Raw genomic sequence first — 13243 nt, 5'->3', positions numbered from 1 at the left:
GGTTCTCAGCATGCAGATACTGGCTGCGGGGGCTTGATGGCGCCACGGCTCTTCTCCTCTTCTACAAGGCTCTTCAATTCCGGCAGACAACTGCCACACTGGGTGCCACACGCCAACCTCGCCCCCAGCGCCTCCACCGAATCGTCTCCGGCACGTATCGCGCGTTGAATCGGGGTGCGGCCCACCTGGTGACAGCTGCACACAATAGGTCCCTGATCGGCGGCACCATCATCGCAACCCGCCAGCACGCGGCGACGATCCTGCTGGGCCATCACCTCGCCCTTCGCCGCTTCCATCAGGCGCTGCGACAACCAGCCCAACCCGGGCAGCTCGGTCATCGGTCCCACCATCAGCCACCAGCACAACCGCCCCTGATCGAAGCCGGCCAGGCGCCAGCGGCAGCCTGACGGATCCTGCAGCACCGGGCCCACCTCACCGGGAAGGTGCTGGCGGGCCCAGGCCAGCCAGTCGCGGCTGGCACTCTGCAGATCCCCCGCCAACTGCCAGCGCTCGCCAGCCGCCATTGGTACTCGCGTCCAGTACTCGGTGCCCTTGACCAGGCTGGCCATCGCGTCTCGCGGCGAATCGCTCATAGTGCTCAAGGCATCGTCACCGAGCACCAGAGTGGCTTCCCAGCTATGCACTAGAGGAGAAACCATCACCGCACCATGCTTGGTTTCCGGCTGCCCGGAGAGCGGATCGGTGACACCGCCGAACAGCGCGCCAGCCTGAGGCGAGTGGCTGAAGCGCCGGGTCCAGTGAATCGGCACAAACACCTCACCGCGGCGTTGGCCAGGGGCGACCCGCACACGAGCCCGCATTTCTCCAGTGGGTGAACGGATCGACGCCAATGCCTGATCGACCAGGCCCAGTGCTGCAGCGTCGTCACGATGCAACTCGACGAAGGGCTCGGCACGATGGTTCATCAGCCGGCTGGCTCGGGCGGTGCGGGTCATGGTGTGCCACTGATCACGCACTCGGCCGCTGTTCAAGCGCAGCGGGAACTGCTGGCTGGTGGTCTGCTGTGGCGCCTTGGCATAGACCGGCCAGAGCCGCGCTCGGCCGGTCTCGGTGAAGAAGCGACCATCCTCGAACAGCCGCGGTGTGCCCCGCGGAGCGGAGCGGGTGACCGGCCATTGGATGGGTGCCAAGGCGTCGTACTGCTGCCGGGTAAGTCCCGCCAGGCCCGAGATATCGAAAGCGCGCTGACCGTCGTTGTCGAGACCTGACAGTCGCGCATGTTCGTCAAATATCTCGGCCGGATGGGTGTAGGCGAAGGCCTCCCCCAGACCCAGGCGGGCGGCCACCTGACACAGGATCCACCAGTCATGGCGCGCCTCTCCGGGCGGCGGAACAAGACCACGCTGGCGTGAAATGCGCCGCTCGGAGTTGGTCACGGTGCCGTCCTTCTCCGACCAGCCGCTGGCCGGAAGAACGATGTCCGCCAGCGCCACCAGCTCGGTATCCTCCATGCACTCGGACACAATCACCAGCGGACAGCGGGCGATGGCGGCGCGAACACGATCACTATTGGGAAGGCTGACCAGAGGATTGGTGGCGATAATCCATAGCGCTTGAATCTCTCCCCGCTCCAGCGCCTCGAACAGCTCGATCGCCTTGTAGCCTGGACCTTCGGGCAGCGTGGCGGTCACCGTCTGAGTCGACCAGAAGCGTGCCACCCTCTCCCTCGCGCCCGGCGCGTGGTAATCCATGTGTGCCGCCAATTGGTTGGCCAGGCCACCGACCTCACGCCCACCCATGGCGTTGGGCTGCCCAGTGATCGAGAACGGTCCCGCCCCGGGCAGCCCAATCTTGCCGCCGGCCAGGTGGCAGTTGAGGATGGCCTGGCACTTGTCGGTACCGCTGGTCGACTGGTTGACCCCCTGGGAGTAGAGGGTCACCACATGCAGCTGCGTGGCAAACCAGTAGTAGAAGGTTTCCAGGCGCTCAGGGTCCAGGTCGCACGCCGCCGCGACCGCATCGATATCGGGAGCATCGACCAATGCCGCTTCCAGCGCCTCGTCACTGCCATCCGTATGACGCTGCAGGTACACCCTGTCCAGTCGCTGATGGCGCGCCATCCACGCAAGCAGCCCGTTGAACAGCGCCGCATCCGAGCCTGGGCGAAGTCCCAGGTAAAGATCGGCGATCTCGCAGCTGTCAGTGACGCGTGGGTCGATGACCACCACCCTCAACAGGGGATTACGCGACTTGGCCAGCCGCAGCCGCTGGTAGAGCACCGGGTGGTTCCAGGCCAGGTTGGATCCCACCAGCACGACCAGCTCCGCCTCCTCGAGATCCTCGTAATTACAGGGCACCGCATCGGCACCAAAGGTCCGCTTGTAGGAGGCGACAGCAGAGGCCATGCACAGACGTGAGTTGGTATCCAGGTGCGGGGTACCGATGAACCCCTTGAACAACTTGTTGGCGACGTAGTAGTCCTCGGTCAACAGCTGTCCCGACAGATAGCCAGCGATGGCACCCGGCCCCGCGGCTTCGCGTATCTTGAGCAGGCGCTCGGCGAGCGTATCCAACGCCTGCTCCCAACGGGTCTCGTGACCATCGACCCGCGGCATCGTCAGGCGGCCGTGATGGCCCAATGTCTCTGCCAGCGCGGTTCCCTTGACGCACAGACGCCCGAAGTTGGCGGGGTGAGAGGTATCGCCTTCGACCACGGCGCTCCCCCCCTTTGCACTCAGCGCGACACCGCAGCCAACACCGCAGTAGGGACAGGTGGTCAGCGTGCCTGCCTGTTTGCCATCGCCATGGTCGAGGATTGGCTGGGCTGGCACGCCGTCATGATCTGTCTGGGTCATCCCCTTCTCCTGTGAGCCATCACGCAAAACGCCCACTCAGCGCCTGGCATGGCCAGGAGATGAATGGGCGTCTTTGCCGAGGAAACCCCACATTGGATTTCCGTTGCGCGCAGACCTGTCGCTGTCCGATGTCTGCGCTTTCCACTACAGAAGCAAACCTCGTGCCATCTTGGCAGGAACCCCCTTCCAGGTTGCCGGCAGCCAGGGCAGGTGCGCCCGGTGACACCGGCTTTCCGCTCCGCCCGAGGGCGACCGCCTGGCTGTTGCGTGAAGGCTCACGCTCTGGGCCCGCCAGGGCATTGCCTGCGGCTGAACGAGGCGGCCATGCACCACGACGTTCACCGCGAAGCGTTGTTTCGCACCCATCCGGTGCAATTCGTGCCCCTTGCCTGCTTGCCCATCCCTTCACCCCCCGCTGCACCGTAGCCGTGCATCGCTATCACTTTGATTAAAAAAGATAGTTAGCCAGGTGGAACACATATTGCCGCCAGCGAAGCCTAGACGGCGTCCTGAGCTGTCAGCTGACACCAGAGGCAAGTTGCCACTACCCAGTGCCTCCAACCACACCGTTACCTTTACCAAGCGCCCGACAAGAGCCATGCCTTCTATGCCGATGCCTGAACCTGACACCTTGAGTGTGCTGCTCGTCGACGATGAGATCGTGCGCGCGGCCATGGTCGAAGAGGCCCTGGCCAACGATGGCCATCGGGTCGTCTGCCGGCTATCGAGTCCGGCAAGCCTGAATGACATGGTGCGCCAGCATCAGCCCGATGTGGTCATTATCGACATGGAATCCCCCGACCGGGACACCCTGGAGAGCATGGCCCTGCTGCAACGGGAAAATCCCAGGCCGGTGGTCTTCTTTGCCGATCAGCATGATCCGCAATCCCTCAAGGCAGCGGTCAAGGCGGGGGTCAGCGCCTACGTCGTCGATGGCCTGGCCGCCAACCGGGTCAAGGCCGTGATCGAGGTTGCCATCGCCCGCTTCGAGGCCTTTCAGGGCATGCGCAGAGACCTCGACAAGGCTCGCAATCAGCTGGCCGACCGCAAGCGCATCGAACAGGCCAAGGGCCTGTTGATGAAGCACCAGAGCTGCGATGAAGAACAGGCCTACCGGATGCTGCGCAAGCTGGCCATGGACCGCGGCCAGCGCATCGCCCAGGTCGCCCAGAACGTCATCGATATTCTCAAACCACTGGAGCAGGGATCATGAGCATAGGGAAGGCCACTCAGGCATCGACCAGCGCACCAGAGCTCGCAGGATTGACCCTTGGCTTCGTCCCGCTGCTGGACGCGGCACTGCTGATCATCGCCAGGGAAGGCGGCTTTTTCAGCGCGCAGGGCCTCGATGTCAGCCTGTCACGAGAGAACGCCTGGTCGACACTGCGCGACAAGGTCGCTGCCGGACTCCTCGATGGTGCCCACATGCTGGCGCCCATGCCCCTGGCCATGAGTCTGGGTCTGTCACGGGCGCCCTGCGAAACGCTGGCCGCGATGGTACTGGGCCGCCAGGGCAATACCCTGGTGCTGTCCCAGCGGCTGGCCAATGCGCTGGATGTGCGCAGCGACCTGCCCCGCCCGCAAGGCTCCGCCTTGGCCCTGCGCGACTGCCTGACCCGGGGTCTGGCCAAGCCTCGGCTGGCCATGGTCTACCCCTACTCCTGCCAGCACCTGTTGCTCCGTGAATGGCTATCCCTCGGCGCTATCGACAGCGACAGCGAGGTGGAGCTGGTCGCGCTTCCGCCTCCCCGAATGGTGGACGCCTTGCGCGAGGGCGAAATCGATGGGTTCTGCGTGGGCGAGCCCTGGGGAAGCCAGGCCGAATTTCGACAGGTCGGCAAGGTCATCGCCAGCGGCGCGGACATGATGCCGGGCCATCCCGAGAAGGTGCTCGGCGTCACCGCGTCCTGGGCGCGTCGCTACCCCCACACGCTGGCCGCCCTCATCCGGGCGCTGCGGGCCGCCGCCAGTTGGCTGGACAGCGCGACAGGCGCCCGCCGCCAGGCGCTGGAATGGCTGGCACTGCCCCCCTACCTGGATGAGGCGGTCGCTCATCTCGACGAACTGCCCGTGGGCTGCGCTCCCGGCTATCCCCTGCTGAGTGAAGGCCTGCGCCCTCACCCCAGCGACTTTTATGGCATGGCCGAGCGGCTCCAACCGCTGCTCATGGCCAGAGGGCGGGAGCTGGACGACGTCACGCTGGAGACCTGCTACAGCAGCGTGCATCACGACGAGGCGTTGCACCAACCAAGTGCCATCACCCCGTAGTACTCTCCGTCGTGGTGCTGCACCACGCACCCTCATCTTTTAGCAAGACGTTGTAAAAAAAGAAGAACCGCGTATCCCGGCACGAAACTTGGATACTCACTGACATGACACCGGCCCTGGCCGGCCGCGATCAACGGCGATCGCATCGACTCAGACAAAGACGTCTCTTCACCCCCCAATGCTGGGGGAGTGAGAGACGTCTTTGGCGTTTTTGGAGCCTTTACCATGTCCAGCGAGACGCAAGCGGATACCGCACATCCTAGCACCGTATCCCCTTCGACTGAGGCAAGCCCCACGACAGGTCACCTCGTGATCATCGGCAACGGCATGGCCGCGCATCGGCTGGTATCACGCCTCAAGGGACGTTCCGGGGCACCGAGCCATATCACCCTCATCGGCGCCGAGCCCCACCCCGCCTACAACCGCATACTGCTGTCCAGCTGGCTTGCCGGAGACATCGAGCGCGAAAGCATGGCCCTGTCGCTTGATGACCACCCTTTTCCGATCGTCGGCCAGCGCCTTGGCACCCGGGTGGTAAACATCGACCGTCGACGCCAGCGCGTCGAGTGCGGTGATGGTGAAGTACTGTGCTATGACCACCTGGTGCTGGCCACGGGCTCGCGCAGTGCCATGCCCGAGATTCCCGGCATCGACCTTGAAGGCGTGCATGGCTTCCGTGACCTGGACGATGCTGCCCGGCTGGCGGCCATCGCTGAAGCCGGCGGCACCGCCGTGGTCGTGGGCGGCGGTCTGCTTGGCCTTGAGGCAGCGGCAGGGCTTGCCGGGCGAGGCATGCAGGTTAGCGTTGTGCAGCGCTCATCGCGGGTCATGAACCGCCAGCTGGACGCTGTCGCCGCCAGCATGCTGGCCACCGAACTCGGTCAGCGCGGCATCACACTGCACACTGGGGCTCGTCTCGACGCCATCATCGGCGATCACGGGGGCAAGGTCAGTGGCGTGCGCCTCAGCGGACAGCCAACGGCACTGGAGGCCGATTGCGTCGTGATTGCGGCAGGCATTACGCCAAACATCGACCTCGGCCAAGCGGCGGGCCTTCACTGCGATCGGGCCATCCATGTGGATGACGGCCTGGCCACATCCGATCCACGCATTTCGGCGGTGGGTGAATGCTGCCAGTTCGGTGACAGCACCTACGGCCTGGTAGAGCCCATCTGGCGCCAGGTCGAGATACTCGCCGCCCGTCTCAGCGGCGAGGCTGCAGATGCCTACAGCGACAAGCCCTGCGCCACCAAGCTGAAGGTGTCGGGCGTCGACCTGTATGCCTTCGGTCCTACCGAGCCAGACAGCGACCACGAAGTGCTGAGCTATCACGATACCGGCGAATATCGTCGTCTGCTGCTGCGCGATGGAAAGCTCGAGGGCGCCGTACTGTACGGCGACACGCGCATGGGTCCATGGCTATTTTCACTGGCCGAACAAGGTACGTGTCTGGACCGCGTGCGTCATTCCCTGCTGCTCGGCCAGGCCGACACCGACGCTCTGCTCAGCGCCCACGCAGCGCCTCACTCCGACTCTTCACACCACCAGGATGCCGCCTGATGACCACACGTTCAGACTCCGCCACCCGTGACACCCGCCCCACCCTTATCGTGGTGGGCAACGGCATGGTCGGCCATCACCTCATCGAACAGCTGGTCGAACGCGGCCAGCACCATCACTACCGCATCACGGTATTCGGCGAAGAACGCCACCTCGCCTATGACCGTGTCCACCTATCCGACTACTTCACCGGTCAAGACGCCGACTCGCTGGCCTTGTCGACCGCGGACTACTACCACGAACATGGCATCGAGTTGCGTCTCGACGAAGCCATCACCGCTATCGATCGCGACTCTCGGCAGGTCCGCACCCCGCAGGGTACTCACGCCTATGACCGGCTCGTGCTGGCGACGGGCTCGACCCCTTTTGTGCCGCCCATTGCGGGCAATGACCGGGATGGCTGTCTGGTCTATCGCACCCTGGACGACCTGGACGCGATACGCCATGCCGCCAGCACCGCGACCACTGGCGTGGTGGTCGGAGGGGGCTTGCTCGGGCTGGAAGCGGCCAACGCTCTGCGTGGACTCGACCTGGATACGGCAGTGGTGGAATTCGCCCCCCGCCTGATGCCCATGCAGGTCGATGATCAGGGCGGCGAGCTGTTGCGAGAAAAGATCGAGGGTCTCGGGGTTCAGGTGCTGACCGAACGCGCCACCCGCGAGATCGTGCCTGGCGAGGCCAGCCGTCTGCGCATGGTGTTCCAGGATGACAAGGTGCTGGAGACCGACCTGATCGTGTTCTCCGCCGGCATTCGTCCCCGGGATGAACTGGCCCGTGAGTGTGGACTGGAGATCGGCGAGCGGGGCGGAGTGGTCATCGACGATCACTGCGTCACCAGCGATGCAGCGATTCTCGCAGTGGGTGAGGTGGCCCTGTACCACAACAGCATCTTCGGCCTGGTCGCTCCGGGCTATCAGATGGCCAAGGCGGCTGCAGACACCTTGAGCGGCGGCGAACTGACCTTCACTGGCGCCGACATGAGCACCAAGCTGAAGCTGATGGGCGTCGATGTGGGCGCCATCGGCGACGCCCATGGCAACCGTCACCCCAGCGCCAAGCAGTACCGCTATTTTGACCAGCTGCAGCAGATCTATCGCAAGCTGGTCGTGTCCGCCGATGGCAAGCGCTTGCTGGGGGCCATGCTGGTCGGTGACAACGGCCCCTATGACACCCTGATGCAGTACTACGCCAACGGCCTTGACCTGCCCGTGGACCCGGCCGCACTTATCCTGCCATCCAACGAGGCTGCGCCGGCACTGGGGCCGGATGCATTGCCCCAGGAGGCGACCATCTGCTCCTGCCACAACGTCACCAAGGGGGCGATCAGTGCAGCCGTGGATGCGGGGTGCGAGGACCTGTCAGCGGTCAAGGATGCCACCAAGGCCAGCACCGGCTGCGGAGGATGCGCTGCCCTGCTGAAAAGCGTCTTTGATCATGAGCTGTCAGCTCGCGGCATGGACGTCGATACCTCGCTGTGCGAGCACTTTGCCCACACCCGCCAGCAGCTCTTCGACATCGTCCGGGTGGAAGGCATCAAGACCTTCAGTGAGTTGATGTCACGGCATGGTACGCCGCGCCCGGATGGATCGCCGGGTCTGGGGTGCGACATCTGCAAGCCGGCGGTAGCCTCGATCCTGGCCTCCTGTTTCAACGAGCCGATTACCGACGCAGCGCACATCCCCCTGCAGGATACCAATGATACCTTCATGGCCAACATGCAGAAGAACGGCACCTTCTCCGTGGTCCCGCGGATTGCCGGGGGCGAGATCACTCCCGACAAGCTGATCGTGCTGGGCCAGGTGGGCAAGACATACGGTCTCTACACCAAGATCACCGGCGGTCAGCGCATCGACCTGTTCGGGGCTCGCCTGGAGGACCTTCCCGCCATCTGGAGCGAGCTGATCGCGGCCGGTTTCGAGACCGGACACGCCTACGGCAAGTCGCTGCGTACCGTGAAATCCTGCGTCGGCAGCACCTGGTGTCGCTATGGGGTTCAGGACAGCGTCGGCATGGCACTGCGGCTCGAGCACCGCTACAAGGGCCTGCGCTCCCCGCACAAGCTCAAGTTCGCGGTGTCGGGCTGCACACGGGAATGCGCCGAAGCACAGAGCAAGGATATCGGCGTCATCGCCACCGAGCACGGCTGGAACCTGTATGTCTGCGGCAATGGCGGCATGCGTCCACGCCACGCAGAGCTGTTCGCCACTGACCTGGACGACCAGACCTTGATCCAGACCATCGACCGCTTGTTGATGTTCTACGTGCGGACCGCCGATCGACTGCAGCGCACCTCGGTATGGCGGGAGCAGCTGGAAGGCGGGCTCGATTATCTCAAGGCGGTGATCCTGGACGACAGCCTCGGCCTCGGTGCGGAGCTGGAGCGCCAGATGCAACAGGTCATCGACAGCTATCAGTGCGAATGGGCTGGCGCCCTCTCCGACCCGGACAAGCTCAAGCGCTTTCGCAGCTATGTCAACGATCACCGCGCCGACCCCGACATCATCGTCACCCAGGAGCGCGGTCAGCTGCGCCCGGCATGATCCACCCCGCCATCCAGGATACCGAGGACCCACCATGACGCTTTCTTGTCCAAACGCTTCGCTCTCTCCCTCCGCGCACGGGGCTCACTGGACCGTGCTGTGCCAACGCAGCGATCTGGTGGCGTACTCCGGCGTTGCTGCCTGGTGCGATAGCAGTGACGGCGCCCACCAGGTCGCCCTGTTCTATTTGCCGGGCCAACCCACGGAGCTCTTTGCCATCGACCACCACGACCCTGTCGCCCAAGCCAATGTGATCGCTCGCGGTCTGCTGGGCGACCATCAGGGGGAGCCGATGGTGGCCTCCCCGCTTTACAAGCAGCACTACCGACTGGCCGACGGCCAATGCCTGGAAGATCCCGATATCCAACTGCGCACCTGGCCGGTGGCCTTCGACCAGGACAGGGTCATGATCGCCACCTGAGTCTTCAGCCTCTGGGCTGGCCAGGCTGTCTGGCGGGCTCCGGCAAGGATCGCCGGGGCCGCCAACAGCAAAACGTCATCAAGCGTTGAAACTGTTCGCCCTTGCAGCATTTCTGTCATCGTCCATGCTTAGGTCAAAGGCACCAGTTGAGAACATCACGGTCAAAAGGATGAGCAGGACCGTCTTTGCCGCCCTTCTCAACGACCTTACAGCGACGCCGTCAGCGAGCGGCTGTCGCCCCAGCCACCACAGGAGGACCCCCACGCGAGCAAGCCGACACCTCGGCCTCTGTCACATCTCTGACACGTTGCGCTGAGAGTGTCGACATCGAGGCGTCATGTTGACGCCCAAGGTGATCATCAGGAGAGCTGCGCCGATGGTACGCATCGACAAGAAGGCCACCCGACTGTACGTGCTGGACACCAACGTACTGATCCACGACCCCAGCGCCCTCTACCAGTTCGAAGAGCACGAAGTGGTTATCCCCATGACCGTGCTCGAGGAGCTCGACAAGCACAAGAACGGCATCCGAGAAATTGCTCGCACCGCCCGGCAAGTCAGCCGGACCCTCTCTGACCTCACCGCCAATGTCGATATCGACCAGATTCGCCAGGGCATCCCGATTACCCGCGTCAGCGGCCCGGAAGGCCGACTCCGGCTGCTGTGCTACTCCGACCTGACCCTGCCTGACAACCTGGAGGACAGTCCTGACAACCGGCTGCTGGGAGAAACCTGCCGGCTGCGTCAGGAGCGACCCGATGCATCGGTCGTTCTCGTCACCAAGGACATCAACCTGCGGGTGAAGGCTGCCGCCCTGGGCGTGCCCGTCGAGGACTACCTGACCGACCGCGCCTTTGACGACTCCGACGCCATGACCGATGGCGTGTCTGTCTACCCGGATGCCGGTCATGACCTGTGGGACGCCATGGCTCTTGACGTCAAGGTCGAGCGTGAACAGGACAAGGTGATCTATCGCCTGAGCGGAGAGATCCCCGCCCACTGGCACCTTGGCATGTTGGTCTCCGACGCTGACAGCGAAGCCAGCTTCGAAGCCATCGTGCGCGAACTGGCCCCGCACCAGGCCACCCTGGAGCTGTTGACCAACTACCGTCACGGCGCCAGCGTCTGGGGCGTCCATGCCCACGACAGCCGTCAGAACTTTACCCTTAACCTGTTGATGGACGATGCCATCGATCTGGTCACGGTGGCCGGCAGCGCGGGCACCGGCAAGACCTTCATGACCCTGGCGGCAGCCTTTCAACAAACCCTGGACAGCAAACGCTTCGAGCGCGTGGTGTTTACCCGTGCCCCCATTTCCATGAGCGAGGACATCGGCTTTTTGCCAGGGACAGAAGAGGAGAAGATGTCACCCTGGATGGGCGCCTTCCACGACAACATGGACAACCTGCTGAGAGACGAGCACGACGGCAGTTCAACCTGGAACCAGGATGCCACGCGCCAGCTGCTGGCGTCTCGGGTGCAGATTCGTGCGCCGGGCTTCATGCGCGGTCGTACGCTCAACGACACCTTCCTGATCATCGACGAGGCGCAGAACTTCACCCCAAAACAGCTCAAGAGCTTGATCACCCGTGCCGGGCGCAACACCAAGATCGTCTGCCTGGGTAACGTCGGTCAGATCGACACCCCCTACCTGACCGCCAACACCTGCGGCATGGCTGCCGTCGTCCAGAACTTCAAGAACTGGCCCCACGCTGGACACGTGACCTTGAAGAGCGTGGAACGCTCCCGCCTGGCCCTCGCCGGCGAGGAGCTGCTGTAGTGCTCTGTCGTGCTCTGTCGTGCTCTGTCGAACACTGTCGTGCGACAGTGACCCGCCCCTAGCGGCACCCTGAACCACCAGCGCCCCCGCCTGCAAAGGCGGGGGCGCTGTCTACATGCTGAACGGCAGAGAAGCGGCGACCCGCCCCACGCCCGGCTTACTTGTCGCGGTTCATCGCCTTCTCGATCAAGGCTTCCTCTTCACTCTTGGGCGTCTTCTCGATCATTTCCGCCGCTTCAGAGTACAGGCACACGTAGCTCTGGCAGGAGGCACAGTGCACCTTCTCATCAGGGTTCTTGGTAGCGGGCACGCGCATGTTATGGCTGCCACAGTTAGGACAGGCCTTCGGGATTCGCAGATCTTCGCTCAACGCCATCTTCAACTCCTTGTGAATGCTGGAATACTCACGGGCCTGCTGCGACCCACCGTTGACTTCATCGAAACGTTGCAGGAGGCCACTGAGACGATTGCGCCCAGCTCGCTTCGCCTCGTAGAGCGCTGCGTCCACTCGGCGCATCGCCATGTCGAGACTTTCTTCCTTGCCGACACTGATGGCCCCCATGCTCACTGTTACCTTGAGGGCACGATGGTCCACCTTCAAGGTGGTGGTCTCAACGTTACGCCGCAGACGCTCAAGAATATCCCAGGCATCCTCGGCCACTACATCGGCCAGCAGCACCACGAATTCTTCACCGCCAATCCGCGCCAGCACGTCATAGGGGCGCAGGCTCAGGCGACAGGTATCGGCAAATGCCTTGAGCACCATATCCCCCGCGGAGTGGCCAAAGGCGTCATTCAGTGCCTTGAAATGATCCAGGTCGAGCATGGCCAGCACGGCGGGCTCCTGGCGTCGCCGAAGCCGGGCCAAGGCCCCCGCACCCGCTTCAAAGAACGCCCTGCGGTTCATCACCCCGGTCAGCACGTCGGTACTCACCAGCTTGGCAATGCGCCTTTCCGCTTGCTTGCGCTTGGTGACATCCAGCAGCAGCCCATCCCAGACCACCGCGCCATCCTCGAACCGCTGTGGCGTGCCTCTTGCCTCGAACCAGCGCTCGCTTTCGCCACTGTCATCGCCCTGCCGCGCAAGCCTCACATCCAGATGCCACGGCGTCAGGCTGACCAGCGACTGAGCCAGTACCAACGTCAGCTGCTCCCGCGTTTCCTCGGCCAGGCGCGACAGCACCACCTCGGCGTCTTCCAGCGCCCGGGCCCGTGACAGGCCGGTCTGCGCCTCGAAACCGGGTCCTAGATAACCGAACGATAGCTGGCCTGCGGGCGATTGATGCAGGCGAAAGACGACCCCCGGAAGCCGTGCTACGCTGCTCTCGATGGATTCACTCAGGCGTTCTGCCGAGGCGGCCTGGCGCTGCAGCAAGGTGATATCCTGGGACATCAACAGCCAGCAGGCTGGCTCCCGGCGAACGGGATGCAAGGTGCTACTGAGGTGACGCAGTTGCGGCCCCTTGCTGCAGATAACGACTCCCTGCCAGCCCGATCCGCTGGCGCGGCAGTGGTCCAGGGCCGTTTCCAGTATTTTCGCAGCCTCGGGACAAAACACCTGGGACAGCGATTGCCCGACCAGCGCCTCCAGCGACAGGCCCAATTGCTGACACTGGCTGCTATTAGCCCAGACGACCAGACCATCAGCGCCTAGGCTTAGCGCCATCGACGGTGCCTGCCCCAGCAAGGCGTCGAGCTCAGTGCTGAAAGCCGCGCCCGTTGGCGGCTCAAGCACTCCGGCGGACCATCGACGTCGGAAGAATGCCAGCAATGACATACCCATGTTCCCATAGTCAATTTCTTAAAATTTTGTAAGAAAAAGCTTAGAAGAACCGTCTTACCTGTGCTGGATGAAAAA

The 13243-nt window shown here is 63.6% G+C and carries 8 protein-coding genes; 6 read left to right on the top strand and 2 right to left on the bottom strand.

Features of this window, described 5'->3' with window-relative positions:
- Positions 1-5: 5 nt before the first annotated feature.
- On the bottom strand, positions 6-2816 hold the full coding sequence (locus KUV86_RS04115) for a nitrate reductase (RefSeq protein WP_222483696.1): 2811 nt from the start codon (positions 2814-2816) through the stop codon (positions 6-8).
- A 598-nt stretch (positions 2817-3414) separates the two neighbouring features.
- On the opposite strand from KUV86_RS04115, the gene KUV86_RS04110 reads away from it, so the two are divergent.
- The 6 genes from KUV86_RS04110 to KUV86_RS04085 all read left to right on the top strand — a co-directional run bounded on the left by KUV86_RS04110 (position 3415) and on the right by KUV86_RS04085 (position 11385).
- Positions 3415-4029: an ANTAR domain-containing response regulator gene (locus tag KUV86_RS04110; RefSeq protein ID WP_224851810.1), complete on the top strand. Its 615-nt coding sequence runs from the start codon at positions 3415-3417 to the stop codon at positions 4027-4029.
- Positions 4026-5084 (top strand): CmpA/NrtA family ABC transporter substrate-binding protein, encoded by a 1059-nt coding sequence (locus KUV86_RS04105; RefSeq protein WP_222483694.1) that lies wholly within the window; start codon positions 4026-4028, stop codon positions 5082-5084. The genes KUV86_RS04110 and KUV86_RS04105 overlap by 4 nt, the downstream gene beginning before the upstream one ends.
- A gap of 225 nt (positions 5085-5309) precedes the next feature.
- Positions 5310-6644, top strand: a complete 1335-nt coding sequence (locus KUV86_RS04100; RefSeq protein WP_222483693.1) for an NAD(P)/FAD-dependent oxidoreductase — start codon at positions 5310-5312, stop codon at positions 6642-6644.
- On the top strand, positions 6644-9184 hold the full coding sequence (gene nirB, locus KUV86_RS04095; protein ID WP_206942968.1) for a nitrite reductase large subunit NirB: 2541 nt from the start codon (positions 6644-6646) through the stop codon (positions 9182-9184). Before KUV86_RS04100 ends, nirB begins: the two co-directional genes overlap by 1 nt.
- 34 nt (positions 9185-9218) lie before the next feature.
- Positions 9219-9605 (top strand): nitrite reductase small subunit NirD, encoded by a 387-nt coding sequence (gene nirD, locus KUV86_RS04090; protein ID WP_222483691.1) that lies wholly within the window; start codon positions 9219-9221, stop codon positions 9603-9605.
- Between the two features lie 376 nt (positions 9606-9981).
- Entirely contained in the window at positions 9982-11385 is a 1404-nt protein-coding gene (locus KUV86_RS04085) for a PhoH family protein (RefSeq protein WP_206943184.1), read from the top strand.
- A 157-nt stretch (positions 11386-11542) separates the two neighbouring features.
- Here the strand turns inward: KUV86_RS04085 and KUV86_RS04080 are convergent, their stop codons facing one another.
- Positions 11543-13162, bottom strand: coding sequence for a diguanylate cyclase (locus KUV86_RS04080; RefSeq protein ID WP_222483690.1), 1620 nt, complete (start codon positions 13160-13162; stop codon positions 11543-11545).
- Between the last annotated feature and the right edge of the window lie 81 nt (positions 13163-13243).

The sequence above is a fragment of the Halomonas sp. DP8Y7-3 genome, from assembly GCF_019801675.1.
Classification (GTDB): domain Bacteria; phylum Pseudomonadota; class Gammaproteobacteria; order Pseudomonadales; family Halomonadaceae; genus Halomonas; species Halomonas litopenaei_A.
The sequence above is the reverse complement of the archived record's forward strand: the minus strand, read 5'-3'. Positions and strand labels throughout refer to the sequence as shown.